The organism is Caldovatus sediminis, from assembly GCF_014644455.1.
In the GTDB taxonomy this organism is placed as follows: domain Bacteria; phylum Pseudomonadota; class Alphaproteobacteria; order Acetobacterales; family Acetobacteraceae; genus Caldovatus; species Caldovatus sediminis.
The window spans coordinates 447,096-473,659 of record NZ_BMKS01000002.1; the positions used below are offsets into that span (position 1 = coordinate 447,096).

The 26,564-nt window shown below is 74.0% G+C and carries 25 protein-coding genes; 15 read left to right on the top strand and 10 right to left on the bottom strand.

Going from position 1 to position 26,564, the window contains the following annotated elements:
- The first annotated feature begins 14 nt into the window (after nt 1–14).
- From IEX99_RS04880 to IEX99_RS04900, 5 genes are read left to right on the top strand one after another with little or no spacing between them, the layout of a single operon-like run.
- A complete protein-coding gene (locus tag IEX99_RS04880) occupies nt 15–845 on the top strand; it encodes a polysaccharide deacetylase family protein (protein ID WP_188898871.1) in 831 nt (276 codons plus the stop codon).
- Nucleotides 842–1,720 (top strand): branched-chain amino acid ABC transporter permease, encoded by an 879-nt coding sequence (locus tag IEX99_RS04885; RefSeq protein WP_188898872.1) that lies wholly within the window; start codon nt 842–844, stop codon nt 1,718–1,720. Before IEX99_RS04880 ends, IEX99_RS04885 begins: the two co-directional genes overlap by 4 nt.
- A complete protein-coding gene (locus IEX99_RS04890; protein WP_188898873.1) occupies nt 1,717–2,673 on the top strand; it encodes a branched-chain amino acid ABC transporter permease in 957 nt (318 codons plus the stop codon). The genes IEX99_RS04885 and IEX99_RS04890 overlap by 4 nt, the downstream gene beginning before the upstream one ends.
- Complete coding sequence (locus IEX99_RS04895; RefSeq protein WP_188898874.1) at nt 2,670–3,410, top strand: ABC transporter ATP-binding protein; 741 nt, start codon at nt 2,670–2,672, stop codon at nt 3,408–3,410. The genes IEX99_RS04890 and IEX99_RS04895 overlap by 4 nt, the downstream gene beginning before the upstream one ends.
- A complete protein-coding gene (locus IEX99_RS04900) occupies nt 3,407–4,429 on the top strand; it encodes a ketopantoate reductase family protein (RefSeq protein WP_188898875.1) in 1,023 nt (340 codons plus the stop codon). Before IEX99_RS04895 ends, IEX99_RS04900 begins: the two co-directional genes overlap by 4 nt.
- Here the strand turns inward: IEX99_RS04900 and IEX99_RS04905 are convergent.
- The gene (locus IEX99_RS04905; protein ID WP_188898876.1) at nt 4,383–5,609 is read right to left on the bottom strand and encodes an MFS transporter; all 1,227 of its coding nucleotides are present in this window, start codon (nt 5,607–5,609) and stop codon (nt 4,383–4,385) included. The two genes, IEX99_RS04900 and IEX99_RS04905, sit on opposite strands and share 47 nt — an antisense overlap.
- Before the next feature lie 28 nt (nt 5,610–5,637).
- Nucleotides 5,638–6,621 carry a Bug family tripartite tricarboxylate transporter substrate binding protein gene (locus IEX99_RS04910; protein ID WP_188898877.1) on the bottom strand — a complete coding sequence of 328 codons (984 nt, stop codon included), beginning with the start codon at nt 6,619–6,621 and terminating at the stop codon, nt 5,638–5,640.
- A 121-nt stretch (nt 6,622–6,742) separates the two neighbouring features.
- Here IEX99_RS04910 and IEX99_RS04915 point away from each other — a divergent pair, with 121 nt between their 5' ends.
- The gene (locus IEX99_RS04915) at nt 6,743–7,567 is read left to right on the top strand and encodes an alpha/beta fold hydrolase (RefSeq protein WP_188898878.1); all 825 of its coding nucleotides are present in this window, start codon (nt 6,743–6,745) and stop codon (nt 7,565–7,567) included.
- Here the strand turns inward: IEX99_RS04915 and IEX99_RS04920 are convergent, their stop codons facing one another.
- Nucleotides 7,568–8,584 (bottom strand): isopenicillin N synthase family dioxygenase, encoded by a 1,017-nt coding sequence (locus tag IEX99_RS04920; protein ID WP_188898879.1) that lies wholly within the window; start codon nt 8,582–8,584, stop codon nt 7,568–7,570.
- A 203-nt stretch (nt 8,585–8,787) separates the two neighbouring features.
- On the opposite strand from IEX99_RS04920, the gene IEX99_RS04925 reads away from it, so the two are divergent.
- The 8 genes from IEX99_RS04925 (at nt 8,788) to IEX99_RS04970 (ending at nt 18,978) form a co-directional block, all read left to right on the top strand.
- The gene (locus tag IEX99_RS04925; RefSeq protein ID WP_188898880.1) at nt 8,788–10,386 is read left to right on the top strand and encodes an ABC transporter substrate-binding protein; all 1,599 of its coding nucleotides are present in this window, start codon (nt 8,788–8,790) and stop codon (nt 10,384–10,386) included.
- A 9-nt stretch (nt 10,387–10,395) separates the two neighbouring features.
- The gene (locus tag IEX99_RS04930) at nt 10,396–11,409 is read left to right on the top strand and encodes an ABC transporter permease (RefSeq protein WP_188898881.1); all 1,014 of its coding nucleotides are present in this window, start codon (nt 10,396–10,398) and stop codon (nt 11,407–11,409) included.
- A complete protein-coding gene (locus tag IEX99_RS04935) occupies nt 11,406–12,251 on the top strand; it encodes an ABC transporter permease (protein ID WP_188898882.1) in 846 nt (281 codons plus the stop codon). The genes IEX99_RS04930 and IEX99_RS04935 overlap by 4 nt, the downstream gene beginning before the upstream one ends.
- Nucleotides 12,248–13,222, top strand: coding sequence for an ABC transporter ATP-binding protein (locus IEX99_RS04940; protein WP_188898883.1), 975 nt, complete (start codon nt 12,248–12,250; stop codon nt 13,220–13,222). The genes IEX99_RS04935 and IEX99_RS04940 overlap by 4 nt, the downstream gene beginning before the upstream one ends.
- A complete protein-coding gene (locus tag IEX99_RS22350; protein ID WP_229677810.1) occupies nt 13,215–14,204 on the top strand; it encodes an oligopeptide/dipeptide ABC transporter ATP-binding protein in 990 nt (329 codons plus the stop codon). The genes IEX99_RS04940 and IEX99_RS22350 overlap by 8 nt, the downstream gene beginning before the upstream one ends.
- The gene (locus IEX99_RS04960; protein WP_188898884.1) at nt 14,201–15,976 is read left to right on the top strand and encodes a hydantoinase B/oxoprolinase family protein; all 1,776 of its coding nucleotides are present in this window, start codon (nt 14,201–14,203) and stop codon (nt 15,974–15,976) included. Before IEX99_RS22350 ends, IEX99_RS04960 begins: the two co-directional genes overlap by 4 nt.
- Before the next feature lies 1 nt (nt 15,977).
- Entirely contained in the window at nt 15,978–18,017 is a 2,040-nt protein-coding gene (locus IEX99_RS04965) for a hydantoinase/oxoprolinase family protein (RefSeq protein WP_188898885.1), read from the top strand.
- A gap of 67 nt (nt 18,018–18,084) precedes the next feature.
- A complete protein-coding gene (locus tag IEX99_RS04970) occupies nt 18,085–18,978 on the top strand; it encodes an NAD(P)-dependent oxidoreductase (RefSeq protein WP_188898886.1) in 894 nt (297 codons plus the stop codon).
- Nucleotides 18,979–18,984: 6 nt separating this feature from the next.
- Here IEX99_RS04970 and IEX99_RS04975 read toward each other — a convergent pair whose 3' ends face one another.
- From IEX99_RS04975 to IEX99_RS05005, 7 genes are all read right to left on the bottom strand, one after another.
- On the bottom strand, nt 18,985–19,737 hold the full coding sequence (locus IEX99_RS04975) for a cyclase family protein (protein WP_229677811.1): 753 nt from the start codon (nt 19,735–19,737) through the stop codon (nt 18,985–18,987).
- A complete protein-coding gene (locus tag IEX99_RS04980) occupies nt 19,700–21,211 on the bottom strand; it encodes an amidohydrolase family protein (RefSeq protein ID WP_188898887.1) in 1,512 nt (503 codons plus the stop codon). Before IEX99_RS04980 ends, IEX99_RS04975 begins: the two co-directional genes overlap by 38 nt.
- A 15-nt stretch (nt 21,212–21,226) precedes the next feature.
- Nucleotides 21,227–22,090 (bottom strand): ABC transporter permease, encoded by an 864-nt coding sequence (locus tag IEX99_RS04985; protein ID WP_229677812.1) that lies wholly within the window; start codon nt 22,088–22,090, stop codon nt 21,227–21,229.
- Nucleotides 22,005–22,790 (bottom strand): ABC transporter ATP-binding protein, encoded by a 786-nt coding sequence (locus tag IEX99_RS04990; protein ID WP_188898888.1) that lies wholly within the window; start codon nt 22,788–22,790, stop codon nt 22,005–22,007. The genes IEX99_RS04985 and IEX99_RS04990 overlap by 86 nt, the downstream gene beginning before the upstream one ends.
- The gene (locus IEX99_RS04995) at nt 22,787–23,770 is read right to left on the bottom strand and encodes an ABC transporter substrate-binding protein (RefSeq protein WP_188898889.1); all 984 of its coding nucleotides are present in this window, start codon (nt 23,768–23,770) and stop codon (nt 22,787–22,789) included. Before IEX99_RS04995 ends, IEX99_RS04990 begins: the two co-directional genes overlap by 4 nt.
- 99 nt (nt 23,771–23,869) lie before the next feature.
- Nucleotides 23,870–24,673, bottom strand: coding sequence for a sulfotransferase domain-containing protein (locus IEX99_RS05000; protein WP_188898890.1), 804 nt, complete (start codon nt 24,671–24,673; stop codon nt 23,870–23,872).
- Nucleotides 24,674–24,695: 22 nt separating this feature from the next.
- Nucleotides 24,696–25,415: a DUF1028 domain-containing protein gene (locus IEX99_RS05005; RefSeq protein WP_188898891.1), complete on the bottom strand. Its 720-nt coding sequence runs from the start codon at nt 25,413–25,415 to the stop codon at nt 24,696–24,698.
- A gap of 112 nt (nt 25,416–25,527) precedes the next feature.
- Here IEX99_RS05005 and IEX99_RS05010 point away from each other — a divergent pair, with 112 nt between their 5' ends.
- A complete protein-coding gene (locus IEX99_RS05010) occupies nt 25,528–26,529 on the top strand; it encodes a Bug family tripartite tricarboxylate transporter substrate binding protein (protein WP_188898892.1) in 1,002 nt (333 codons plus the stop codon).
- Nucleotides 26,530–26,564: the final 35 nt, after the last annotated feature.

Sequence of the window (26,564 nt, forward strand, 5' to 3'; positions counted from 1 at the left end):
GGGGAGGCGCGACCATGATCGACATGCGCGTGAACTGGCCGAACGGCGCCCGCATCGCGGTGATGCTCACCTTCGACTTCGACGCGGAGACGCTCTGGACCAGCCGCGATCCCGCCAATGCCCGCCGTCCCGGCACGCTCAGCCAGGGCACCTATGGCGGCCGGGTCGCGGTGCCGAAGATCCTCGAGACGCTGCGCGAGGCCGGCGTGAAGGGCACCTTCTTCGTCCCCGGCTGGACCGCCGAGCACTGGACCGACCGGGTCGAGATGATCCTGAAGGAAGGCCACGAGGTCGCCCACCACTCCTACAGCCACCGCTGGATCGATCCCGACTTCCCCGACCAGGAGGCCGAGGAGATGGAGAAGGGGCTGGAGGCGCTGAAGCGCACGGTCGGTGTCGTCCCGAAGGGCTACCGCTCCCCGGCCGGCGAGACCAGCGACAACATGATCCGCCTGCTGCAGAAGCACAATTTCCTCTACGACTCCTCGCTCATGGCGGACATCAATCCCTACCGCCTCACCGGCCCGGACGGCACCCCCGGCCCGATCGAGATCCCCTGGCACTGGAGCCTGGACGACGCGGTCTTCGCGCTGTTCTCGATCAGGAACCCCCGCCCGATCTTCACCAACGGCCACATCAGGGAGGTCTGGCAGGACGAGTTCCGCGAGATCTACCGCTGGGGCGGGCTGTTCGACCTCGTCATGCACCCGCAGGTCAGCGGGCGCCCGAGCCGGATCGCCCTGCTGCGCGAGATGATCGCCTGGATGCGGACCTTCCCCGGCGTCTGGTTCGCCACCGGCACGGAGGTCGCCGAGGCCTGGGCGAAGGCGCACGAAGGCAAGTGATCCCCCTCCTCCAGACGCTGCTCGACGGGCTGGTGCTGGGCGGCGTCTACGCCTTCGCCGCGGTGGGCTTCAGCCTGATCTTCGGCGTGCTCGGCGTGGTGAATTTGACGCACGGCGTCTTCGTCGTGCTCGGCGCCTACGGCGCGCTGCTGCTGCACGAGGTGGTCGGGCTCGACCCGATCCTCGGCCTGCCGCTGGTGATGGCGGCGCTGTTCGCGCTCGGCTACCTCTACCAGCGCACGCTGATCGCGGCGGCGGTGGAGCGCGCCTCGCTGGTGGCCTCGCTGCTGGTCACCTTCGGCGTGGCGCTGATGGCGCGCAACCTGCTGCAGGTCGTCGCCTCGCCGGACGTGCGCAGCATCGCCACCGCCTACAGCTTCGCCGGGCTGTCGCTCGGGCCGCTGCGCGTGGACCTGGTGCGGGCGGCCGGGCTGCTGACCAGCCTGGTGCTGCTCTCCGGCCTCGCGCTGCTGCTCGGGCGCACCGCCTTCGGGCGCGCGATCCGCGCCACCGCGCAGCAGCCGGTGGGCGCGGCGCTCTCCGGGGTGAACGTCCGGCACGTGCACGGCCTCACCTTCGGCCTCGGCGCCGCCTTCGCCGGCGCCTCGGGCGCGGTGATCGGCATGATGCTGCCCTTCACGCCGGGCTCCGAGGCCGCCTGGACGCTCAACGCCTTCGTCGTCGTCACCCTGGGCGGCGTCGGCAGCCCGCAGGGCGCGCTGCTCGGCGGGCTGCTGCTCGGCGTGATCGCGACCCTGACGGCGCAGTATGTCGGGCCCGCCTTCCAGAACGCGGCGATGTTCCTCGTGCTGGTGCTGATGCTGCTGCTCCGCCCGCAGGGCCTGCTCGGCCACGCCTTCGCGGCCAGCCGATGACGATCCGGATCGCCGCCGTCCTCCTCCTCTTCGCCGCGCTCGCCGCGGCGCCGGCCTTCGTCCCGCCCTTCGAGGTGCGCGTCCTCTCCCTGTTCTGCTTCTGGGGCGCGCTCTCCCTCGCCTGGAGCATCCTCGGCGGCTTCGCCGGCTACTGGAGCTTCGGCCACACCGTCTTCATCGGCGTCGGCGCCTTCGTCCCCGGCCTGATCGTCGCCAGGCTGCTCGATGGCGGCGGCGCGGAGCTGATGCCGCTGATGGTGCTCGCCGGCGGCCTCGTCTCGGCGGCCTTCGCCGCCGTCATCGCCTGGCCGCTGCTCCGCCTGCGCGGGATCTACTTCGCCATCGCCATGCTCGGCGTCGCGCAGGTGACCGGCGAGCTCTCGGCCGCGATCGAGTGGATCGGCGGCGGCATCGGCCTCTCCCTGCCCGACGCCGCGCCGGCCGCGCTCGCGCCGGAGGCCTTCTACCACTACGTCTTCGTCGGCCTCCTCGCGCTGACCGTCGGCGTCGCCGCCTGGGTGCGCGGCGCGCGGTTCGGCCAGGGCCTGCTCGCGATCCGCGAGGACGAGGACACCGCGCGCATGCTCGCCGTGCCGACCGAGGGCTACAAGATCGCGGCGCTCGTCCTCTCCGCCTTCCTCACCGGCCTGCTCGGCGCGACCTACGGCTTCAGCCTCGGCTACATCACCACCGACAGCGTCTTCCGCACCGACTTCTCGCTCAACATGATCGTCCACGCGCTGCTCGGCGGCATCGGGACCGTCGCCGGGCCGCTGCTCGGCGCCGCGGTGATGGTGGTGCTGACCCAGGTGGTGCTCGGCGAGATGCTCAACCTGCACCTCTTCGCCACCGGCGCGCTGGTCGTCGCGATGGTGCTGCTCGCGCCGCAGGGCCTGCTCGGCCTCTGGCGCCGGCGCGCGCGGCGCGGCGCGGACGGGAGGCCCCGCCCATGAGCGCGCCTCCGGTCCTCGAGGTCCGCGGCCTCACCAAGCGGTTCCGCGGCCTGGTGGCGCTGGACGGCGTGGACTTCGCGGTCCCGGAAGGCGCGATCTGCGGCCTGATCGGGCCGAACGGCGCCGGCAAGTCCACCCTGTTCAACCTCGTCACCGGCTTCCTCCCGCCGAGCGAGGGCGAGATCCGCTTCCGCGGCGCGCCCGTGACGGGATGGAGCCCGCAGCAGGCGGGCCGCAGCGGCATCGCCCGCGCCTTCCAGATCGCGCGTCCCTTCCCGGGCCTCACGGTGCGGCAGAACGTCCGCATCGGCGCGCTGTTCGGCCGCAGCGGGCCGCGCGACGTGGAGGGCGCGACGGATTCCGCGCTCGCCCTGCTCGGCATCGAGGACCTCGCCGACCGCCCGGCCGAGGGCCTCACCGTCGGCCATCTGCGCCGGCTCGAGGTCGCGCGCGCCCTCGCCGCGCGCCCCCTCCTCCTGCTCGCCGACGAGCCTTGCGCCGGCCTCAACCCCGCCGAGACCGACGCCATGATCGCCGCGCTGCGGCGCATCCGCGACGGCGGCGTGACCATCTGGCTCGTCGAGCACGACATGCGCGCGGTGATGGGCGTCTGCGACCGCATCCTCGTCATCGCCGCCGGCCGCGCCATCGCCGAGGGCACGCCGGGCGAGGTCGCCGCGGACCCCGCCGTCATCGCCGCCTATCTCGGCGCGGCGGAGGAGTCCCGCGGCGCATGATCCGGGACCCGATCCTCGTCGCCGGCTGCGGCGCGGTCGGCGGCTACCTCGCCGCGCATCTCCGGCGCCTCGGCCGCGAGATCCTGATCCTCGAGCCCTGGGCGGCGAACCGCGAGGCGATCGCCGCGCGCGGCCTGCGCGTCGAGGAGCCGGACGGCGTGCTGACCGCCCTCGGCCTGCCCGTGTTCCACGCGCCCGGCGACCTGGCCGGCCGGCCGATCGGCCTCGTCATCCTCTGCAGCAAGCTGTTCGAGGCGCTGCCCCTGGTCGCGGCGCTCGAGGCCAAGGCGCACCACCGCGGCCCCTACCTCGCCACGCTCAACGGCCTCGCGGACGGCAGGATCGCCGGCATGGTCGGGCCGGAGCGGGTGATGGGCTGCATCGTCACCGGCTTCTTCGGCCATCTCGTCGCCCCGGGCCTGGTGCAGCGCCACCGGCGGCGCGATCCGGGCGGCGCGCACCCGCTGTTCCGCATCGGCGAGGTCGCCGGCCCGCCGGGCGAGCGGGTCCGCGCCCTGGCGGAGCTGCTCGGCCGGATCGACGCGACCGAGGTCGTCGCCGACCTGCCGCGCGCCCGCTGGACCAAGCTCGTCTTCAACGCGATGACCTCGCCGCTCGCCGCCGTGCACGGCCGGCCGACGCGCGACCTGTTCCTCGACCCCGCGCTGCGGGCGGAGATGACGGAGCTCGCCTTCGAGGCGGTGCGCGTCGCCGCCCTGGTCGTCACGGAGATCGAGGCGATCTGCGGCATCCCCGGCGCGCTCTGGCATGCCGCCGCGAACGGCGAGCCGACCGCGCGCGCCGCGCTCGACCAGGCCCTCCGCCGCTACGGCGAAGGCGTCAGCCCCGCGGCCACCAGCGGCATGGCGCAGGACCTCGCGCGCGGCCGCCCGACCGAGGCGGACTGGCTGAACGGGGCCATCGTCGAGGAGGCGGAGGCGCGCGGGCTGGCGGCGCCGGCCCACCGCGCGGTCATCGCGCGCCTGCACGCCCTCTCGGCCGCGCACCGCGCGCGATGACGGCGCCGACGAGGGCGCCGACCAGCGCGAGCTGCGCCGCGATCGCGACGAAGGCCGCCTCCCACCCCGCCCAGGCGACCACCGCCGCGAACAGCGACGGTCCGGCGACATAGCCGAGGAAGATCACCAGCGTGCTCCCCGCCGTCGCCTCGGCGACGCGATCGAGCGGGCAGAGCCGGGCCACCTCCGCCATCGTCACGCCGTTCCAGCTCGCCCCCGCCGCGGCGGCGAGCGCGCCGAGCGCCGCGACCAGCCACGGCCCGGTCCCCGGCGCGTGCGTCCCGAGCGCCACGACGCAGGCGGCCGCGGCGAAGGCCTGCACCACCAGGTTCAGCAGCGCCCGCCCGGTGCGGTCGGCGAGCCAGCCCAGCACGATCCGCGCCACGATGCCGGCCGCCTGCATCGCCGCGAACACCGTCCCCGCCTGCACCAGCGGGAAGCCGCGCGCCTCGACCAGCCAGGTGACGGTGAAGGAGAACAGGCTGCCCTGCACCATCGCGAAGGCCACGGCGAGCGCCGTCAGCGGCGGCAGCAGCGGATCGAGCCGCAGCGCGCGGAAGGGCGCGGCGAGCGCCCCCGGCGCGAGCAGCGCGCGCGGGCCGAGGTGCCGCGTCGGGTCGCGCTCCGCGTCCATCGTCTCCCGCACCGGCTGCACGGCCGCGGCCGCGCACAGCGAGACGACCAGCGTCAGCAGCACCGCCGCCGGCCAGCCCGCCGCGGCCGCCACCGGGGCGCAGATCAGCCCCGCCAGCACGCCGCCGAGCGGCGCCCCCGCCTGCTTGACCGAGAAGATCAGCGTGCGGTGCCGCTTCGGCGCCGCCGCCGCGAGGATCCGGCTCCCCGCCGGCGGCGACGGCCCGTAGCCGAGGCCGAGCAGCAGCCCGGCGAGCGCCAGTCCCGGCAGCGTCCCCGTCGCCAGCGCGGCCATGCCGGCGGCCTGCAGCACCGCCCCGGCCTGCAGCGTGCGCACCGGCCCGAGCCGCGCCAGCACCGCGCCCCCGCCCAGCAGGAACAGCACCGTGCCGAAGGCGACGAGCGAGCTGAGCGGCCCCATCCGCTCCGGCGGCAGCCCCGCCTCCGCGATGACCAGGGGCGCGATCACCGGGAGGCTCTGGTTCAGGAAGGAGGCGACGGTCTGCGTCAGCAGCGTCGCCCCCAGCGCGGTGGCCCAGACGGGCATCACCGCGCGCGCCGCTCGGCCGCCCCGCTCAATCCGGCTTGATCCCGGCGGCGCGGATCACGCGCGTGAACTTCTCCGTCTCGCGCGCGATCAGGTCCGCGTACTCCGCGGGCCCGCCGCCGTGCGGGATGAACCCCATCTGGTTCAGCCGCGGGGCGAGATCGGGGCGCCGCACCGCCTCGCCGAACACGGCGGCGAGCCGCTCGATGATCGGCGCCGGCGTGCCGGCGCGGGTCAGCACGCCCCAGTTGGTGAACACGTCCACGTCGGCGAGGCCCACCTCGCGGAAGGTCGGCACGTCGGGGAAGGCCGGCGCGCGCGCCTCGCCGGTCACCGCCAGCGCGCGCACCCGCCCGCTCTCGATGTGCGGGCCGGAGGCGCTGAGGCCGTTGAAGGTCATCGGCACGTGCCCGGCGATCACGTCGTTCATCGCGGGCCCGGAGCCGCGGTAGGGCAGGTGGGTGATCTGGATGTCCGCGGCGAAGCGCAGCATCTCCCCCGCCAGATGCGTCGGCGACCCGTTGCCGCCGGAGGCGTAGGCGAGCGCGCCCGGCCGCTCCTTCGCCATCCTCACCAGGTCGGCCATGGTGCGGGCCGGGAAGCCGGCATGCACGACCAGCACGATCGGCGCGCGCGCCAGCAGGCACACCGGCGCGAGGTCGCGCGCCGTGTCGTAGGGCAGGCGCGGGAACAGCCCCGGGTTGATCGAGATCGAGGTGTCCACCGCGAGCAGCGTGTAGCCGTCGGGCTCCGCGCGCGCGACCATCTCCGTCCCGATGGTGCTGCCGCCGCCGGGCCGGTTCTCGATCACCAGCGGCTGGCCGAGCGCGCGCGAGACATGCGGCTCGAGCGTGCGGATCAGGTTGTCCGTGCCGCCGCCGGGCCCGAAGGGGATGACGAGGCGAACGGGGCGCGTCGGATAGCCCTGCTGGGCCGAGGCGCCGCGCCCGACGGCAACGCCAGCGGCAGCGGCGAGCGCCGCGGCCAGGGATCGGCGATGGATCTGCGGCATCCGGCGGTCCTCCCTCCTGCATGCGCATCGTAGCCCTGCCGGGCGGCGGGGCCAACAAGGGGCCATGCCTTGCGGCGCATGCCTGCCGGCGCTTTCATCCGCGCGACCGCGGGAGGGACCGATGCCCGAGCCGAACATGGCCTTCGTCACGGCGAGCGACGGCGTGCGCCTCGCCTACCGCGTGGACGACTTCACCGATCCCTGGGCCACCCCGCCGACGCCGATCCTCCTCCTGCACGCGGCGATGGGCGAATACCGCCGCTGGTACGCCTGGATTCCGATCCTCGCGCGGCGCTTCGCCACGATCAGCCAGGACCTGCGCGGCTTCGGCGCCTCCGAGGTGCCGGACGAGTCGAAGCCGATCACCGTCGAGCGGCTGGTCGAGGACGCGATCGGCCTGCTCGACCATCTCGGCGTCGCGCGCGCCCATGTCGTCGGCCTCTCCGCCGGCGGCTATGTCGGCCAGCGCATGGCGATGGCGCATCCCGACCGGGTGGCGACGCTCGCCCTCTTCGCCTCCACGCCGGGCCTGAAGAACAGCCGGGCCGCGACCTGGCCCGCGCGCGCCGCCGCGGTCGGCCTCGAGGCCTTCATGCGCGAGGGCGTCGCCGACCGCTTCCCGAGGGAGGCCGATCCGCGCCTCGTGGACTGGTTCTGCCGCCGGACCGGCGCCTGCGACCTCGGCTGGGTCGGCCGCTTCGTCGCCCACATGAGCAGCCGCGACTGGGAGGAGGAACTGCCGCGCATCGCCTGCCCGACCCTGATCGTCGCCCCCGGCGAGGAGCCCATCGGCTCGCACAACCAGTACGAGCGCATGCGCGACCGCATCCCCGGCAGCGAGCTCCTCACCTACGAGGGCATGCCGCACAACATCGGCGACGCGGCGCCGGAGCGCTGCGCCCGCGACCTGCTCGCCTTCCTCGACCGCCGCGGCGGCGGCGCGTGATCAGGCGCCCTGCAGCTCGACCTTCTGCCGCCCGGCCTTCTCCGCCTCCGCCAGCGCCTCGCCGTAGTTGGCGCGCTGGTAGGTGGTCATGAACTCCGAGTAGGTGATCGGCTCGTACCGCGGCGGGTTGTCGGCGTCCACGCAGGTCGGCACGGGCGTCATCACGTGCCCGAAGGAGCAGTCCATGAAGAACGGGATGGCGTAGCGCTCGCGCCCGGAGCGGTTAACCACCCGGTGCGGCGTCGCCAGGAAGCGGTCGTTGGTCCAGCGGCGCAGCAGCATGCCGCCGTTGACGAGAAAGGTGCCCTCCGGCGCCGGCGCGTCGAGCCAGGTGCCGTCCGGCAGCCGCACCGACAGGCCCGGCACCCTGTTCTGCGCCAGGATGGTCATGAAGGAGGTGTCCACATGCGGCGCGAGGCCCCATTCCTCCTCCGCCGTGGCCGGGTCCTGCTGCGGGTAGTGCGTCATCCGCAGGGTGTACATCGGCTCGCGGAACGCCTCGTCGAACCAGTCCGGCGGCAGGCCGAGCGCGACCGCGTAGAGCGGCACCAGCGACTTGCCCAGCGCCTCCATGGCATCCATGTAGCGCAGCGCCGTCTCGCGGAAGCCCGGGAGGTTCTCCGGCCAGCGGTTGCGCGCGCGGAAGCGCACGCCGTTCACCACGTCCGGGTGGTCCGCCGGCAGCTCGCGCTTGAGGAACACCGCCTCGTTGGCGTTCGGCTTGTAGATCGTGCCGAGCGAGTTCATGCGGGTCGTCGAGCCGCGCATGGGCATGTAGCCCATGTTGTGCTCGTTGAAGCGCATCGCGAGCTTCGCCTCGAGCGGCTGGGCGTGGAAGCGGCGCGCCGCCTCGAACACCTCCTCGACCAGCGCCTCCGGCACGCCGTGGTTGCGCACGAAGTAGAAGCCCACCTCGGTGAAGGCCCGGCGCAGCTCGGCGCCGAGGCGCTCCAGCGCGCCGGGCTCGCCCGCGCGCAACGGGCCGAGGTCGAGGACCGGGATCGCAACCGCCGCCATTCTCCGCACTCCCTCTCGAAAGGCGGGGACGAGCCTAGGCCGGGGCGGCCCTGGCGCAAACCCTGCCCGGATGCGCGGCGCCATGCACGCCGGGCGGGCAGGCCGGGTCCCGGCCGGCGGAAGCGCGGCCAAGGCGGGGCTTGCACCGCGGCGCGCCCAGGCGTTCACTCGCGGCGGGGAGAGGATCCGTCGGGAGGCCGCCAATGCGAATCCGCCTGCGCTCCGCACTGTTCGCCGCCGCGCTGCTGGCCCTGGCGCCTGCCGCGGACACCCAGCGGCCGGCGCACGCCCAGGCCCAGCAGCGGCCGCTCGTCTGGGGCGACAACCTGCCCGCCTCGCTCGATCCCCACGCGCTGTTCGACGTGCCGAGCCAGTTCATCCTGCTCAATGTCTACGACGGGCTCTACCGCTACCAGGGCAACCCGCCGGAGCTCGTCCCCTGGCTCGCCGAACGCCACACGGTCAGCGAGGACGGCCTGACCTGGGAGTTCACGCTCCGCCCCGGCGCCAAATTCCACGACGGCAGCGCCGTCACCGCGGAGGACGTCGTCTACAGCTTCCGCCGCCTGCTGGCCATGAACCGCGCGCCGGCGGCCGCCTTCCGGCCCGTCCTGCGACCCGAGAACGTCTCCGCGCGCGACGAGCGGACGGTGCGCTTCGTGCTCTCGCAGCCCTACGCGCCCTTCCTCGCCGCCATCCCGCTCGTCGCCGTCGTCAACCCGCGCGCCATCCGGCCGAACGTCCGCAACGACGACTGGGGCGCGGAGTGGCTGGCCGCCAACGCCGCCGGCTCCGGCGCCTACCGCATCAACCCGGACACCTACCGGCCGCGCAGCCAGCTCGACATGGAGCGGTTCGCCGACCACTTCATGGGCTGGTCGCACAACCCGAGGCCGATCGATTCCGTGCGCGTCCGGCCGGTGCTGGAGACCTCCACCCGCGTCCTCGCCCTGATGCGGGGCGAGATCGACGCCACCGACAGCTACCTGCCCACCGACCAGGTCGAGCGCGTGGACCGCAACCCGCGCACCCGCGTCGCGCGGGACGAGAGCATGCGCGTCTTCATCCTGCGCATGAACAACCGCAAGCCGCCCTTCGACAACCGCGACGCCCGCCTCTGCTTCGCGCACGCCTTCAACTACCAGGGCTTCAACGAGGTGATCCTGAAGGGCCTCGTCATCCGCAACGCCAGCCCGAACCCGAACAACCTCTGGGGCAACCCGCCGGACCTGCAACCCTACGCCTTCGACCTCGAGCGCGCCCGCCAGCACTGCGACCGCGCCCGCGCCGCGGGTGCCCCGCTCGGGCGCGAGATCGAGATCCACGTGCAGACCGAGCTCGAGCAGACGGTGCAGGCGGCGCAGATGTTCCAGGCCGACCTCCGCCGCGTCGGCGTCAACCTCAAGATCGTGCCCAACACCTGGGCCGGCATCACCAGCTCGACGACCCGCGCGGAGACGACGCCGGACATGTGGGTGCACTGGGTCTCCACCTACTTCGTGGACCCCGAGAACTGGATCGGCCAGATGTACGACAGCCGCTTCCACGGTACCTGGAAGGCCTCTTCCTGGTACCGCAACGAGCGCGTGGACGAGCTCCTGACCCGCGCCCGCACCAGCCTCGACCGCGCCGAGCGCGAGCGGCTCTACCAGGAGGCGACGCGCCTCGTCGTCGCCGACAGCCCCGACATCTGGGTGTACAACACGGTGAACCTGCGCGGCCTCTCGCGGCGCGTGCAGGGCTACCGCTTCTCGCCCGTCGGCTCCGGCGGCGAGCTGCGCAGCATGTGGCTGGAGAACTAGGCGGCTGCCTTGGCGCGCTTCGTCATCCGCCGCATCCTGCTCGCGCTTCCCGCCCTGTTCGGGCTGGTGGTGCTGACCTTCGTGCTGTCGCGCGTCGTCCCGGGCGATCCGGCGGCGACGCTCGCCGGCGACGCCGCCACGCCGGCGCAGATCGCGGAGATCCGCGCCCAGTACGGTCTCGACCGGCCGATCTGGGAGCAGGCGATCGTCCATGTCCGCCAGGTGCTGACCGGCGACTTCGGCCGTTCCGTCTTCTCGGGCCGCCCCGTCGTCGAGGAGATCGCCTTCCGCCTGCCCGCCACGCTCGAGCTCACCTTCGCGGCGCTGCTGCTCTCCACCCTGTTCGGGGTCGCGCTCGGGCTGGTCGCCGCGCTCGACCACAACGGGCCGGTGGACCACCTGGTGCGCCTGCTCTCGATCGGCGGCCTCGCCATCGCGTCCTTCTGGCTCGCGATCATGCTCCAGCTCGTCTTCTCGATGGACCTGGACTGGCTGCCGCTGCGCGGGCGCATGGACGTCACGCTCGGCACGCCGCCGCGCGTTACCGGCTTCCTGCTCGTGGACACCCTGCTCGCCGGCCGCCCGGACATGCTCGCGAGCGCGCTGCGCCACATGGTGCTGCCGGCGGTCACGCTCGCGCTTCCCGGCCTCGCCACCATCGCCCGCTTCACGCGCTCCGGCGTGTTGGAGGCGCTGCAGAAGGACTACGTCCTCTACGCCCGCGCCGCCGGCTATGGCCGCGTCCGCCTTGCAGCGATCTACGTGCTGCGCAACGCCGTCACCGTCACGGTCACGCAGATCGGCCTGCTGTTCGGCGCGCTGATCTCCGGCGCGGTGGCGGTGGAGGCCGTTTTCGACTGGCCGGGCCTCGGCACCTACGCCGTGCAGGCCATCCTCTCCTCCGACTACAAGGCGCTGCTCGCCGTCACCATGGTCGTCGGCGTCGTCTATGCGGTGGTGAACGTGGCGGTGGACGTGGCGCAGGCGCTGATAGACCCGCGTGTCGCGGAGGAGATGTCGTGAGCGCCGCCGCGACGCGGCTCCTGCGCGATCCGGTCTCCGCGCTCGGCCTCGCCATCGTGCTGTTCGCCGTGTTCGTCGCGGCCTTCGCCCCGCAGCTCGCGCCCTATCCGGAGGACGCCTACGAGAGCCACCTGCTGCAGCGCCTCCGCCCGCCCTCGGCGGAGTTCCCCTTCGGCACGGACAACCTCGGCCGCGACATCCTGTCGCGCGTCATCCTCGGCACGCGCAGTGCGCTGGCGGTGGCGCTCTCGGTCGTGGTCGCGGCGATGGCGATCGGCATCCCGGTCGGCCTCTTCGCCGGCTGGCGGGACAACTGGGTCTCGGACGTGCTGATGCGCGTGACCGACGTGTTCCTCGCCGTCCCCCAGCTGATCCTCGCCCTCGCCCTCGGCCAGCTCATGCGGCCCGGCATCGAGACGGCGATGGTCGCGCTCGCGCTCACCTACTGGCCCTTCTTCGCCCGCACCGTGTTCGCCGAGACGCGGCGGCTGCGCAGCGCCCTGTTCGTGGACGCGCTCGCCGGCATCGGCGCGCGCCCGTCGCGCATCCTGCTGCTGCACGTCCTGCCGAACGCGCTGCCCGCGGTGCTGGTGCGCGCCACGATCGGCATGGGCTTCACCATACTGACGGCGGCGATCCTCGGCTTCCTCGGCGTCGGCGCCGCCCCGCCCTCGCCGGACTGGGGCCTCGCCGTGGCCGAGGCGCGCCAGCACCTGCCGGAGGCCTGGTGGTTCCCGACCTTTCCCGGCCTCGCCATCCTGCTGCTCGTGCTCGGCTTCAACCTGCTCGGCGACGGCCTGCGCGACGCCGCCGATCCGCGCCTGCGCCGCTCGCGCCGATGAGCGACCGGCCGCTGCTCGCCGTCGAGAACCTGTCCGTGCACCTGCGCACGGAGGCCGGCCTCGCCCGCATCCTCGACGACGTCTCGCTCGCCGTGCCGCCCGGCCGCACCGTCGGCGTCGTCGGCGAATCCGGCTGCGGCAAGACCACGCTGCTGCGCGCCATCCTCGGCATCCTGCCACGCGGGGCGCTGATCCCGGGCGGCGCCATCCGCTTCGAGGGCCGCGACATCCTGGCCGACCGCGCGGCGTCCGCCCGCGGCCGCATCGGCTTCGTGCCGCAGGACCCCTACCTCTCGCTCAACCCCGTCTTCCGTGCCGGCGACCAGATCCTCGAGATCATGCGCCGCCACGCCCCCGGGACGCGGCGCGACCACCGCGCGAAGCTGGTCGAGCTGTTCCGCGCCGTTCAGCTCCCCGATGCCGAGGCGGCGCTGCGGAAATACCCGCACCAGTTCTCCGGCGGCCAGCGCCAGCGCCTGCTGATCGCCGCGGCGCTGAGCTGCGACCCCGCCCTCGTCGTGGCGGACGAGCCGACCACCGCGCTCGATGTCACCACCCAGCGCGAGATCCTCGCCCTGCTGCGCCGCCTCGCCGCCGAGCGCAACCTGTCGCTGCTGTTCGTGACCCACGATTTCGGCGTGCTCGCCGCGCTCTGCGACGCCGTCACGGTCCTCTATGCCGGGCGCGTCGCGGAAGCCGGGCCGACGCGCGCGGTGCTCGACGACCCGCGCCATCCCTACACGCGCCTCCTGCTCGCCTGCCACCCCGACCGTGCCGTGGACCTCGCCGGCATCCCGGGCACCGTTCCCGCGGCCACCGCGCAACCCGCGGGCTGCCGCTTCCACCCGCGCTGCCCGATCGCGCGCCCGGCTTGCGCGGACGCCCCGCCGCCGCCGGTCGCTCTGCCTGGCGGTCGCGCGGTCGCCTGCCCCCATCACGCCGACGCCCTGCCGGAGCCCGCGCTTGCCTGAGCCGATCCTTGCCGCGCGTGGCCTTGTCGTGGAGCTCGGTGGCCGGCGGGGACTGTTCCGTCGCGCTCCCGCGGTGCGCGCGGTGGACGGCGTGGACCTCGCCGTGGCATCCGGAGAGACCTTCGGCATCGTCGGCGAATCGGGCTGCGGCAAGACCACGCTCGCCCGCGCCCTGCTCGGCCTGCAGCGCGAGGCCGCCGGCGAGATCGTGCTCGAGGGTCGCACCGTCTCCGGCCACCACCCGCTCGCCGCGCGCCGCATGCGCGCCGCCGTGCAGTACGTGCACCAGGACCCGGGCGCCGCGCTCGATCCCTGGTGGCGCGTCGGGCGCACCCTGGCCGAGGGCCTCGCCATCCACGGCGTCACCGACCGCGCCGAGCAGGAGGCCCGCATCGCCGAGACGCTCGCCGCCGTCGGCCTCGACGCGGCGATGGCGCAGCGCTACCCGCACGAGCTTTCCGGCGGCCAGCAGCGCCGCATCGGCCTCGCGCGCATCCTGTTGCTGCGCCCGAAGGTGGTGATCCTCGACGAGCCGACCGCGGGGCTCGACCTCTCCGTGCAGGCCGCGGTGCTGCGCCTGCTGCGCGAGTTGCGCGCGCGCTTCGGCCTGACCTACGTCTTCATCAGCCACGACCTTTCCGTCGTGCGCCGGGTCTGCGATCGCGTCGCGGTGATGTACCTCGGCCGCATCGTCGAGGAGGGAAGCGCCGCGACCCTGTTCCGCGAGCCGCGCCATCCCTACACCCGCGCGCTCCTTGCCGCCGCCCCGCATCTTGACGGGCGCGACACCGGGCCCTCGCTGCCCGGCGATCCGCCGAGCCTGCGCGCCGTGCCGCACGGCTGCCGCTTCCATCCGCGCTGCTCCATGGCCATCCCGCTCTGCGCGGCGCAGGACCCCGCCCCCGAGCCCGCCGCCCCCGGCCACACCGTCGCCTGCCACCGCTGGCGCGACGCCCCGACCGAGCACCGCGACGCCGCATGAGCAGCAGCACGACCGTCACCTGCGACCCCGTCACCCTCGAGATCGTCCGCGGCGCCGCCCGCGCCGCGCAGGCGGAGATGGAGGCGCTGCTCGAGCGCACCGCCATGTCCGCCTTCATTCGCGAGAAGAAGGACTTCTACACCGCGATCTTCGACGCCGAGGGCGCGATGGTCATCGGCAGCGACCTGCCGATCTTCGGCGACATCGTCGCCCCGGTCGCGCGCGAATTCCCGCTCGACACCATGCGCCCGGGCGACCTCTACTGGTACAACGACTGCTACGGCAGCCGCGGCGCCGTCTCGCACAGCAACGATCAGGTCTTCCTCGCCCCAGCCTTCCACGCCGGCGCGCGCATCGGCTTCGTCATGGGCTGGGCGCATTTCTCCGACATCGGCGGGCTGCGCGCCGGCTCGATCAGCCCGGACGCCACCGAGCACTTCCAGGAGGGCATCATCGTCCCGCCCGTGCGCCTCGTGCGCGACGGCACCGTCAACGAGGACCTGCTGCGCACCTTCTGGCGCAACAGCCGCTTCCCGACGCAGTCCCGGGGCGATACGCGCGCGCTGATGGCCGCCGTGCGCCTCGGCGAGAGACGCCTGGAGGAGATGGCGGACCGTTTCGGCCCGGCCGTGCTGGCGGACGCCTTCCGCCAGCTCCTCGCCCGCACCGAGGCGACGGTGCGCGCGAAGCTGCGCGCCACCTTCCCCGTCGGCACGACGCGCTTCGCCGATGCGATCGACGGCGACGGCCACGGCAACGGCCCGTTCCGCCTGCGCTTCGCCCTCACCCGCACCGACGACGACCGCTTCCTGTTCGACGCCACCGGGACCGACGACCAGGCGCCGGGCCCGGTGAACTTCCTGATGCACCCCGACGTCCCCGGCATGGCGCTCGGCCTCTTTTTCCTTCAGGGCGAGCCGGGCCAGGTGCTGAACGCCGGCGGTCCGCGCGCGATGGACGAGGTGCGGCTGCGCGAGGGCTCGCTTCTCCAGCCGCGCCCGCCCGCGCCTCTCGGCATGCGCGGGCTGACGATGATGCGCTGCCTTGCCGCCCTGAACGGCCTCGTCGCCGTGGCGCGCGACGGCGAGGCGCCCGCCGCGCACTCCGCCTACGTCATCATCGCGCTGCGCGGCGAGCACGACGGCAGGACGTTCCTCCTCACCGACGGCATCGGCGTCGGCTACGGCGCGCGCCCCTTCGCCGACGGGACCGACGCGGTCTATTTCGTCGCTCAGGAGAACTACCCGGCCGAGTTCATGGAACTGGCCTACCCGGTGCGCCTGCGCGCGTACGGCCTCCATCGCGACTCCGGCGGCCCGGGCCGGTTCCGCGGCGGCTGCGGCGTCGTGCGCGAGTACGAGGTGCTGGCGGAGCGCGCGATGCTCTCGGTGCGCATCGACAGCGTGCGCAACCCGCCCTGGGGCGTCGCCGGCGGCATGAACGGCGGCAGCGGCCGCGCCGTCGTCAACCCCGGCACCGAGCGCGAGCGCGTCCTGCCCCCGCTCTCCGACGGCACCATCCTCACCCGCGGCGAGGTGCTGCGCATCGAGACCGGCGGCGGCGGCGGCTGGGGCCACCCCTTCGACCGCCCGGCGGAGCAGGTGCTGTCCGACGTGCTCTGCGGCTTCGTCAGCGAGGCCGCGGCGGCGGAGCATTACGGCGTCGCCATCGCGGATGGCGCGCTCGATCCCGCCGGCACGGAGGCCTTGCGCGCGCGCCGCCCTGCCGTGCGGCTGTTCCATCGCCATGCCTACACCGACGCGGTCGCCTGAGATGGCCGCGCGACCGCTGCTCCTCGCCGTGGACATCGGCGGCACCTTCACCGACGTCACGCTCCTGGACTCCGCCACCGGCCGGGCCTGGACCGCCAAGACGCCGAGCACGCCGCGCGACCCCTCCCTCGGCTTCGCCGCGGGCGCCGCGCTCGCGCTGGCCGCCGCCGGGCGCTCCCCGGACGAGATCGGCCGCGTGCTGCACGGCACGACCGTCGCGACCAACCTCATCCTCGAGGGCAAGGCCGCGCCGACCGCGCTGATCACCACGCAGGGCTTCCGCCACGTCCTCGAGATCGGCCGCCAGGACCTGCCCCGGCGCGAGAATCTCTGGTCCTGGCGCAAGCCCGCGCGTCCGGTTCCGGCCTCGCGCATCTTCGAGGTCGCCGGCCGCATCGCCGCCGACGGCAGCGAACTGGTTCCGCTCGACGAGGCCGCGCTGCGCCGCGCCGCGCGCGCCATCCGCGCCTCCGGCGTGCGGGCCGTCGCCGTCTGCTTCCTGCATAGCTTCGCCAACCCGGCCCACGAGCGCCGCGCCCTCGCCATCCTCGCCGAGGAAGCGCCCGGCCTCGCCGCCACCGCCTCGATCGAGGTGCTGCCCGTCGTGCGCGAGTACGAGCGCAGCATGGCGACGGTGCTGAACGCCGCGGTGATGCCGGCCGTCTCCACCTACATCGCGCGGCTGGAGACGCGGCTGCGCGAGGGCGGCGTCGCCGCCCCGCTGCTCCTGATGAAGTCCAATGGCGGCGTCGCCGGCGCCGCCGCGATTCGCCGCGCCCCGGCCCAGACGGCGCTCTCCGGCCCCGCCGCCGGCATCGTCGGCGCGCGCGCCGCCGCCGCGGCGGCGGGGTTCGAGGACCTCATCACCGTGGACATCGGCGGCACCAGCGCCGACATCTGCCTCATCGCCAACGGCCGGATCGGCCTGACGCAGCACGGCCGCATCGGCCCCTGGCCGCTGCCGCTGCCGATGCTCGACATGGTGACGATCGGCGCCGGCGGCGGCTCGATCGCCCGCGTCGGCGAGGGCGGCGCGCTCACCGTCGGCCCCGAGAGCGCCGGCGCCGATCCCGGTCCCGCCTGCTACGGCCAGGGCGGCGAGGAGCCGACCGTCACCGACGCGCACCTCGTCCTCGGCCACCTTCCGGCCGCGCTGCTCGGCGGCCGCATGGCGCTCGACCCGGCGCGGGCCGAGCGCGCGCTGCGCGCGCGCGTCGCGGAGCCGCTCGGCCTGTCCGTGGAGGCGGCCGCGCGCGGCATCCTCGCCATCGCCGACAACAACATGGTCGGCGCGATCCGCATCGTCTCGGTCGAGCGCGGCCACGATCCGCGCCGTTTCGCCCTCGTCCCCTTCGGCGGCGCCGGGCCGCTGCACGGCTGCGCCCTGGCCGGGCTGCTCGGCATCACCACGGTGCTGGTCCCGCCCGCGCCGGGCGTGCTCTGCGCGCAGGGCCTGCTCGCCGCGGACCTGAAGGCGGAGTTCAGCCGCTCCGTCGCCCGGCCGCTGCGCGGTGCCGACGGCCGACGCCTCGCCGACGCCTTCGCCGGCCTCGAGGCCGAAGCCGCCGCCTGGTTCGACGCCGAGGCGGTCGCCCCGGAGGACCGCGCCACCGGCCGCGTCGCGCTCATGCGCTACGAGGAGCAGGGCTTCGAGCTTCCCGTCCCCTGGCCGGCCGATGGCGACCTCGCCGTGCTCGCCGACGCCTTCGCCGCCGCGCACCGCGCGCTCTACGGCTTCGACCTGCCGGGCGTCGCCATCGAGATCGTCACGCTGCGGGTCGAGGCGGCCGGCCGTCTCCCGGCGCCCGCCGCCTCGCCTCCGGCCGGCGGCGAGGCGGCGGAGGCGCAGGTCGGCACCCAGACGATGCGCCTGCGCGACGGGCCGGCGCGCGTGCCGGTCTACGACCGTGCGCGCCTCGGCCCCGGCGCTCGTTTCGACGGCCCGGCGATCGCCACCCAGCTCGACGCGACGACCCTGGTGCCGCCCGGCTGGCGCGCGGCCGTGCTCCCGACCGGGGCGCTGGTCCTGCGTCCCGCCTGAGCGGCATTGCCTTCCGCGTCCCGCCGTCCGACGATCGGCCGGCACGGAGGAGAGGGAAGGGAAGGGAATGGGTCCGATCGGCTTCATCGGCCTCGGCATGATGGGTCTGCCGATGGCGCGCTGCCTGCTCGCGAAAGGCCACCGCCTGCTGGCCTGCGACACCTCCGGAACCGCCTGCGCCGCGCTGCGCGAGGGCGCGCCGGCGGGACGGCTCGAATTCGCGCCGACGCCCGCGGCCGTCGCCGCGGGCGCGGACATCATCGTGCTGATGCTGCCGACCAGCGCCGTGGTCGCGCAGGTGATGGAGGGGCCGGACGGCCTGCTCGGCGCGCTGCGCCCCGGCGCGCTGGTGATCGACATGGGCTCCTCGGTCCCCGCCGAGACGCGGCGCCTGGCCGCGCTCGCCGCCGCGCGCGGCGCCGCCCTGATGGACGCGCCGGTCTCGGGCAGCGTGACCAAGGCGCGCGCCGGCACCCTCGCGATCATGGTCGGCGGCGACGACGCCGCCTTCGCCAGGGCCGAACCCGTCCTGCGCGGCATGGGCGAGACGCTGATCCGCTGCGGCGCCGTCGGCAGCGGCCACGCGATGAAGGCGCTCAACAACTACGTCTATGCCGCCGGGCTGCTCGCGCTCTCCGAGGCGCTGCAGATGGGCGCGCGGCTCGGCCTCGACCTCGGCGTCCTCACCGACGTGATGAACGCCTCCTCCGGCCGCAACGTCGCGACCGAGACCAAGGCGAGGCAGGAGATCCTCTCCGGCCGCTACGCCGGCGGCTTCCAGCTCGGCCTGATGGCCAAGGACCTGGAGACGGCGGGCGCCATCGCCGAGGAGACGGGCTTCGACGCCCAGGCCCTCGCCCTCTGCCGGCGGCTCTGGCGCGAGGCGGTGGCGGCGCTCGGCCCGAAGGTGGACAACACCATGGTCCACCGCTTCCTCGGCGGCGCGCCGGACAAGCCCTGACCGGCGCTACCCGAACACCGCGACGGCGCGGATCGGGCTCGCCGTGCCGTCGCGGATCTTCAGCGGGAAGCCGACGAAGCGGAAGCGCCCGCGCCCGACCAGCCTGTCCAGGTTGCAGAGGCATTCCATGTGGGTGATGCCGCGCTCCGCGCAGATCATGTGCGCGATGTAGTTCAGCTCGCCCTCTGGCGCCGGGCTCACCGCCTCCACGCCGAACATGCCGATGCCGCGGTCCGCCAGCCAGTGGACCGACTCCGGCGCGAGGCCCGGGAAGTCGTGCGCGTAGCGCGGCGTGCCGAACAGCCGCTCGTTCGTCGCCATCCACAGCAGCACGGTGTCGCCCTTGCGGATCTCCTGTCCCGAGCGCGCCAGCGCCTGCTCCATCTCCGGCACCGTCGCCGCGTGCCTGAGCGGCACGTGGGACAGGTCGAGGCAGATCGCCTCCGTGTAGAACCGCTCGAGCGGCATCCGGTCTATCGAGAGGGCGCCCGGCCGCGGGTCGAAATGCACCGGCGCGTCCACATGCGTCGTCGAGTGGTCGCTCAGCGACAGCGCCAGCGACTTGCTGGTGAAGACGGTGTTTCCCGCGACCTTCCTCTCCGAATGGTCGTTCCAGACGGTGAGATCACCGGCGGATGGCTCGGATGCGCCGGCGTGCGGTGGTGGATCTCGCGGCTGAGGTCGACGAATTCCACGGACGGCTCCTCCCTCTTCCTCGCGCTCACGGCCCGGGCGCGTCGCAGAGATAGCGGCGCACATGGTAGGGCTGCGCCGCGAGCGCGGGGCAGAAGCTCGCCACCACCGGCTCGAGCCTCGCGAACAGCTCGCGCATGCCGGCGTTCAGCGCCTCCAGCCGCTCGCGCGCCGCCTCCGCCTCCCGCGCCAGCTTCGCCAGGTCGAGCGTCAGCAGCCTGCGGTCGCGCACGACGAAGCCGCCGCCGATCATCACGTGCCGCACCGAGGTGCCGTCCTCGGCGTGCACCATCTGGTTCACGGTCCAGTTGTGCGGGATCCAGTTCACCGATTCGAGGTCGAGGAAGACGATGTCCGCCTTCATCCCCGGCGCGATCGCGCCGATGTCCCTGAACCCGAGCGCCCGCGCCGAGCCCTCGGTCGCGGCGCGATACACCTCCTCGACGCTCGCCCAGAGCCGCGGATCGGGCGTCTGCACCTTGGAGACCATCGAGGCGTAGCGCATCGCCTCGTACATGTTCTGGTTGTCGGAGCAGTTCGCCCCGTCCGTCCCGATCCCGACGTTCACGCCGAGGTCGAGCGCCCGCCGCAGCCGGAACAGCCCGTTGCCGAGCCGCATGTTGCTGCCCGGGTTGTGCGCCAGCGAGCCGCCGGCGTCGCGCACCCGCTTCAGGTCGTCGTCGTCGAGCCAGATCGCGTGCGCCGCCGTGAAGTCCGGCCCCAGCAGGCCGAGGCCGTCCATGTGCGCGAGCAGCGTCTTGCCGTAGCGCCTGATCCCGGTCAGCGCCTGCACCTTGCTCTCGCCGACATGGCTGTGCAGCCCGACGCCGTGCTCGCGCGCGAGCCTCGCGCAGCCGCACATGAAGGCGTCGGAGCAGTGGTGCGGGATGGTCGGCGCCACCGCGGTCCGGATGTCCTGCGCGTCCCAGCGCCAGTTGCGCAGCACCTCCGAGATCGCCGCCAGCGTCCGCTCGTGGGGCGCGAGCCTCAGCTTCTCGACCGCCGCCTGCAGGTCGGCGGGCAGCGCGTCGTGAAGCCCGGGGATCGCCTCGTACATCGTGCGGTCCGCCACCATCGGCGCGACCACCGCGCGCATCCCCACCTCGGCATAGGCCTCCGCCGCGGCGTCCATCCCCTCGCGCGTCGGCAGCGGGAACTCGTAGTAGAGGTCGTAGGCCGCCGTGCAGCCCTTCAGCACCATCTCCGCGGCGGCGATCTGCGTCGTCAGCTTCTTGTCGGCGAGCGCGCGGTTGCCGCCGATCCACGGCGCCGCGGCGAGCAGCAGCTCCAGCGTCCACTTGTCGCCCTGCCCGCGCGCCAGGCCGCCATGGCCGTGGGTGTGCGCGTTGACGAGGCCGGGATGCAGCAGCATCCCTTGCGCGGCAATCGCCCGCGCGCCCTCCGGCGCGGCGAGGCCCGCGCCGACCGCGCGGATCACGCCGTCCTCGATCAGCACATCCGCGGGCCCGGCCCGGCGGCTCCCGGGGTCGGCGAGGCGCCCGCCGCGGATCACGGTGAAGCCGGGTTCGCTCCGTGCCATGGCTCGATCCTTCTCTCAGGCGCCGAGGGCCGGCTGCCCGGCGCCGCTCGACCAGGGGAAGAAGACGCGCTCGACCAGCTCCACCGCCCAGAACATGACGATGCCCATCAGCGCCAGGATCACCACCGCGCCGTAGGCGAGCGAGGGCCGGAAGAACGACATCGAGGTCTGGATCAGGTAGCCGAGCCCCGCATCGGCGCCGACGAACTCCGCCACCACCGCGCCGACGACGGCGAGCGCCGCCGCCACCTTCAGCCCGCCGAACACGAAGGGCACCGCGAAGGGCAGGCGGATGCGCAGCAGCTCCTGCACCTTCCCGGCGCGGCAGGCGCGGCCGAGCTCGACCAGCTCCGGCGGGGTGGCGAGCAGCCCCGCCACCGCCCCGACCACCAGCGGGAAGAAGGCGACGAGGAACGTCACGATGATGCGCGGCACCTCGTTCGCGCCGAGCGCGATGATCAGGATCGGCGCCAGCGCCACCTTGGGGATGGACTGCGTCACCACCAGCAGCGGATAGACCGCGGCCGAGATCGTCGGCGAGGCCGCGATCAGCATCGCCAGCGGCAGGCTGATCACGACCGAGGCGACGAAGCCCCCCATCGCGGTGAGGAAGGTCGCCCAGGTGTGGCCGAGCACGGTCGGCCACACCGCGACGGTCGCCCCCCAGATGGCGCTCGGCGCCGGCAGGATGAACTCGCGGATGCCGAACAGCCGGCAGGACGCCTCCCACGCCGCGAAGAAGGCGATCACCGCGATCCAGGCGGGCAGGGCGGCGCGCAGCCGCGCGATCGTCTCACGCCGCGCGCGCGCCGTCGCCGGTCCCGCCGCGGCCGCCGAAGATGTGGGCGCGGATGCGCCGGGCGCAGCGCTGGAACTCATCGCTCCCCTCCTGGTCGAAGCTGCGCGGGCGCGGCAGCCCGACCTCCACCACGTCCACCACGCGCCCCGGGCGCGGCGACATCACCACCACCCGGTCGGCGAGCAGCACCGCCTCCGGGATCGAGTGCGTGACGAACAGCACCGCCATCCGCCGCGCCGTCCAGAGGCGCAGCAGCTCCAGGCTCATCTCCTCGCGCGTCAGCGCGTCCAGCGCGCCGAAGGGCTCGTCCATCAGCAGCACGCGCGGCGCCTGCAGCAGGGCGCGGCAGATCGCGACGCGCTGCTGCATGCCGCCCGAGAGCTCCCGCGGCAGCCGTTTCTCGAACCCCGCGAGCCCCGCCACCGCGAGCAGCGCGCGCGCCTCGTCCTCCGTCCGCGCGTCGGCGCGGCGCATCAGGCGGAGGGGGAAGGTGACGTTGCGCAGCACGTCCGCCCAGGGCAGCAGGGTCGGCGCCTGGAAGACCATCGCCGTCTCCGCCCGCGGCCCGCGCACCACCGCTCCGTCGAGCGTCACGGCGCCGGCGCTCGCCGGCACCAGCCCGGCCACCAGCCGCAGCAGCGTGGACTTGCCGCAGCCCGAGGCGCCGACGATGGCGACGAACTCCCCCGCCGCCACCTCGAGCGAGACCTCGCGCAGCGCCTCCACCGCGCCGCCGTCGCGCCCGCGGAAGGTCTTGCCGACGCGGTCGAGGCGGATCACGGCAGGAAGCGCGTGTCCACCGCCTGCGTCGGGTCCCAGTTCGCGGGCAGGTTCAGGCTCTCCGCCACGACCCGCCAGGTGAAGGCCAGCCGCTCCGGATCGAAGCGGCCGAGCCCGGTCCGGCGCTGGTGGTCGTTGAACACGAAGGTCATCACCGCGCGCAGCGAGCCCTCGCAGTCGTCCTGCTCGACCTCGGGATTGCGCGCGACATGCAGCCGGCAGGCCTCCGGCTGGTTGTCGCGCGCCCATTCGAAGCTCCGCTGCGCGCCGCGCAGGAATCGGCGCACCAGGTAGGGGTTGCGGGCGATCGTGTCGTCGTGCGCGACCAGCGAGGCGGCGTAGATCGCGAAGCCCGTCTCGACGAAGGGCAGCACCACGATCTCCTCGCCCGCCCGGCGCGCCGCCTTGTTCTGGTAGTACCAGTGGATCGAATAGAACGGCGCCGCGTCCACGCGGCGGCTGATCAGCATCGCCGCCATCGCCGAGGCGTCGGTGTTGACCCACTGGATGCGGCCGGGATCGGTCCCCGCCCGCCGGGCCACCTCCGGGAAGTACAGCCGATGGCTGTTCCCCGGCGTGATCGCGATTCGCTTCCCCTCCAGCCCGCGGAAGTCCGTGATCCCGGAGGAGCGCAGCACGAACAGCGAATGCGGCGAATGCGTGTAGACCGCCGAGATCGAGCGCACCGGCACGTTCGTCTGCGCCCGCGCCGCGAGCACCGCGCCGAGGTCGGCGACGCCGAACTGCGCCGCGCCCGCGGCCACCTTGCTCACCGTGTCGCCCGAGCCGTAGCCGCGCGTCAGCGAGAGCTCGATCCCGTCCTCCCGCCAGAAGCCGCGCTGCTGGCCGGCGAAATAGGCCGCGTGCTCCCCGGTCGGAATCCAATCCAGCTGCAGCAGCACACGATCCTGCGCGCGGGCCGGCTGCGCCACGCCGAGGACGAGCGCCGCCATGCCGGCCACGATGCTGGTGCGCAGCATACCGGTCTCCCTTCGGTGTCGCGGGAACGCCGTGGCCGCGTCGTCTCCCTGGGATACAATCCAACGCCGATTCCGACCGCGGCGCAAGCGAGACCGTGCTCACCCCTCCGGCGGCAGGTAGCCGAAGCGCCGGAGCGGCCCCGCGAGCGCGCCGTCGAGGAAGGCGACATCCTCCGCGGCCAGTTCCAGCCGGTGGCTGCCGGGCCACACCCGGCGCACATGCGCGTCCGGGTCCGGCGTGTCCGGCAGCAGGTCGAAGCGTTCGGCGGCCGCGCGCCGGACCCGCGCCGGGATGCGCCAGCCGTACCAGTCGCAGAGGTCGTCCACCCACTCGCGCTTGCGGAATATCACGTCCTCGTAGCGATAGACCCGCAGGTTCGGCCGCTCCGTGAGCCCCGAGGCGAGGAAGCGCTCGAACATCCGCTGGTACACGCCGACGCGGCTCCTGCAGAACTCGGCGAGCGTCATCGCCTGCGCGCGCCGGCGCAGTTCGGCCATGTAATGCTCGCGCCCGTCCGCGCCCGCGTCCGGGATGCGGTGGCTCCGCACCGTCGAATGGTAGAGCGAGACCAGCATGTCCCGGGGATCGCGCAGGAGCCAGACGGCGCGCGCGGTGCCGAGGATCGGGATCGGGTGCGGCGGCCAGTCGCGGAAACCGCCATAGCAGTAGCCGCGGGGCAGGAAGAGGCGTGCCGCCTCCTGCGGCGCTTCCGCCTCCCGCACGCCGATCCGGAACAGGTGGTCGTTGAGCGAGAACCAGGCGAGCCCGGCGGCCGGGGCGAGCGCCGCGAGCAGGTCGAAGAGCAGCGTCGAGCCGCCCTTCATCATGCCGAAGGCGAGCACGCTCGGCGCCTCCGAGCCGGGCGGCGGAAGCGCGGGCAGGGGAATCGTCCCGGCGGTCATCGCGCGAGCTGCGGCATCCGCCTCACCTGCGGAAGCGCAAGTCCAGCCCGCGCGCGATCCACTCCGCCTCGATCCTGTCGAGGTCCGTCTCGCCCGACGGATCCGCCTTGCGTGGCGCGCGCGACAGCCCCGGCTCGCGCATCTGCCGCCACAGCCCGAGCAGCCGCCGCAGTTCCGCCAGCGGCTCCGGATGGTCGTCCACCCGCAGGTCGAGATCGGGGAAGTCCTCGGTCGTCGTGATCACCATCGCCGCCGACTGCTTCCCGCGCCGGTCCCCGCCGGCGGCCTGCCCGGCGTCGAGCGCCGCCAGCAGCCGCTCAGGCAGTGCCAGGTCGCGCCGCACGGCGAAGGCGGCGAAGGTCTCCTCCACCACCGCCGGGCCCGCCAGCATGTTGCCCGCGACGCTGAAGCCCTGCCCGGTCCGCTCGCCGCACCACGCGACGCAGTTCTCCCCGGTGAAGGCCGCACTGCGTCCGTGGCGGTCCACGCAATGCACCTGCCGGATGCCGCGGCCCGCGTCGCCCGCGAGCGCGCCCTCGATCGCCGCCGCCGGCGGCAGGCCGCGCGCCAGCCCGTCGAGGATCGCCGGCCCGAGATAGCGGTTGGTGAAGGACTGGGTGGAGACCGCGCCCACGCCGGCGCGGACGAAGGGGCAGCTCGCCCCGACCGCGAGATTGCAGGTGGTGACCGCGACGGCGAAGGCGCCGGTTGCCGGATCATGCGCGACGATGGACCAGGTCATGGGAGCTCCCCTCCGTCCCCGTTCCGGGACCACACCCTCGCACGGCGCGGGCCGTTGCGCATCCCGCCGGCCGGTGTCATGAGCGGCCGACACGCCTGCGGGAGAGAACGCCATGCCGACGCATCCCTCGCGCCGCCACCTGCTTGCCGGCTCGGCCGCCGCCGCGGGTGCCGCAGCGCTCGCCCTGCCGGGCCGGGCGCGCGCCCAGGCCGCCTGGCCCGACCGCACGGTGCGCCTGATCGTCCCCTTCGGCCCCGGCGGCGCGGTGGACACCCTCTCGCGCACCGTCGCCAACGCCTTCCCGCCGCACGCCAACGGCCAGACGCTGGTGGTGGAGAACCGCGGCGGCGCGGGCGGCACCATCGCCGGCGCCTTCGTCGCCCAGTCGCGGCCGGACGGATACACGCTGATGATGGCCGACCTCGGCGCCAACGCCATCGGCAAGGAGCTGCAGCCCAATCTGGGCTACGACCCGGCGAGCGCCTTCACCCCGATCGTGCACCTGGTCAACCTGCCGATCGTCGTCATCGTGCGCGCGGGCATCCCGGTTCGCGACCTGCCGGGCCTGATCGAGCGCGCGAAGCAGAGCCGCGACGGCATCCCCTACGCCTCCCCCGGCATCGGGCACCCGAGCCATCTCGGCGTGGAGATGCTGGCGCGCATGGCCGGCGTGCGCTTCACCGCCGTGCACTACCGCAGCGGCGCCGACGTGATGCGCTCGCTGATCCAGGGCGAGACCGAGTTCTCCATGCCGAGCGTCTCGACCGCGATGCCCTTCATCCGCGAGGGCAGGGTGCGCCCGATCGCGGTCGGCGCGCCGCATCCCGTCGCCGCCCTGCCCGACACGCCGCCCGTCGCCGCCACCCTGCCGGGCTTCGAGGCCACCACCTGGCACGGCGTCGTCGGCCCGGCGGGCCTCCCGGCGGAGATCGTCGCCGCGGCCAACCGCGTCTTCAACGCCATCATCACCTCGCCCCCGGTGCGCGAGACGGTGCAGCGCGTGCAGGCCGCGGAGGTGGTCGGCGGCACGCCGGAAGCCTTCGCCGCCTTCATCCGCCGCGAGATCGAGAAGTGGACGCCGGTGATCCGCACCGGCGGCATCCGCGCCGACTGAGGCAGGGTGGGGGAGGGGCCGCCCCTCCTCCCGGC

Coding starts and splice junctions, on each gene's coding strand:
- IEX99_RS04975 (WP_229677811.1), bottom strand. CDS start 19,737: ATGTGCGCCGCTATCTCTGCGACGCGCCCGGGCCGTGAGCGCGAGGAA.
- IEX99_RS04895 (WP_188898874.1), top strand. CDS start 2,670: ATGAGCGCGCCTCCGGTCCTCGAGGTCCGCGGCCTCACCAAGCGGTTC.
- IEX99_RS05000 (WP_188898890.1), bottom strand. CDS start 24,673: ATGACCGCCGGGACGATTCCCCTGCCCGCGCTTCCGCCGCCCGGCTCG.
- IEX99_RS04910 (WP_188898877.1), bottom strand. CDS start 6,621: ATGCCGCAGATCCATCGCCGATCCCTGGCCGCGGCGCTCGCCGCTGCC.
- IEX99_RS04985 (WP_229677812.1), bottom strand. CDS start 22,090: ATGAGTTCCAGCGCTGCGCCCGGCGCATCCGCGCCCACATCTTCGGCG.
- IEX99_RS04905 (WP_188898876.1), bottom strand. CDS start 5,609: ATGCCCGTCTGGGCCACCGCGCTGGGGGCGACGCTGCTGACGCAGACC.
- IEX99_RS04965 (WP_188898885.1), top strand. CDS start 15,978: ATGGCCGCGCGACCGCTGCTCCTCGCCGTGGACATCGGCGGCACCTTC.
- IEX99_RS04980 (WP_188898887.1), bottom strand. CDS start 21,211: ATGGCACGGAGCGAACCCGGCTTCACCGTGATCCGCGGCGGGCGCCTC.
- IEX99_RS04915 (WP_188898878.1), top strand. CDS start 6,743: ATGCCCGAGCCGAACATGGCCTTCGTCACGGCGAGCGACGGCGTGCGC.
- IEX99_RS04880 (WP_188898871.1), top strand. CDS start 15: ATGATCGACATGCGCGTGAACTGGCCGAACGGCGCCCGCATCGCGGTG.
- IEX99_RS04940 (WP_188898883.1), top strand. CDS start 12,248: ATGAGCGACCGGCCGCTGCTCGCCGTCGAGAACCTGTCCGTGCACCTG.
- IEX99_RS05005 (WP_188898891.1), bottom strand. CDS start 25,415: ATGACCTGGTCCATCGTCGCGCATGATCCGGCAACCGGCGCCTTCGCC.
- IEX99_RS04900 (WP_188898875.1), top strand. CDS start 3,407: ATGATCCGGGACCCGATCCTCGTCGCCGGCTGCGGCGCGGTCGGCGGC.
- IEX99_RS04890 (WP_188898873.1), top strand. CDS start 1,717: ATGACGATCCGGATCGCCGCCGTCCTCCTCCTCTTCGCCGCGCTCGCC.
- IEX99_RS04995 (WP_188898889.1), bottom strand. CDS start 23,770: ATGCTGCGCACCAGCATCGTGGCCGGCATGGCGGCGCTCGTCCTCGGC.
- IEX99_RS04920 (WP_188898879.1), bottom strand. CDS start 8,584: ATGGCGGCGGTTGCGATCCCGGTCCTCGACCTCGGCCCGTTGCGCGCG.
- IEX99_RS04970 (WP_188898886.1), top strand. CDS start 18,085: ATGGGTCCGATCGGCTTCATCGGCCTCGGCATGATGGGTCTGCCGATG.
- IEX99_RS04960 (WP_188898884.1), top strand. CDS start 14,201: ATGAGCAGCAGCACGACCGTCACCTGCGACCCCGTCACCCTCGAGATC.
- IEX99_RS05010 (WP_188898892.1), top strand. CDS start 25,528: ATGCCGACGCATCCCTCGCGCCGCCACCTGCTTGCCGGCTCGGCCGCC.
- IEX99_RS04925 (WP_188898880.1), top strand. CDS start 8,788: ATGCGAATCCGCCTGCGCTCCGCACTGTTCGCCGCCGCGCTGCTGGCC.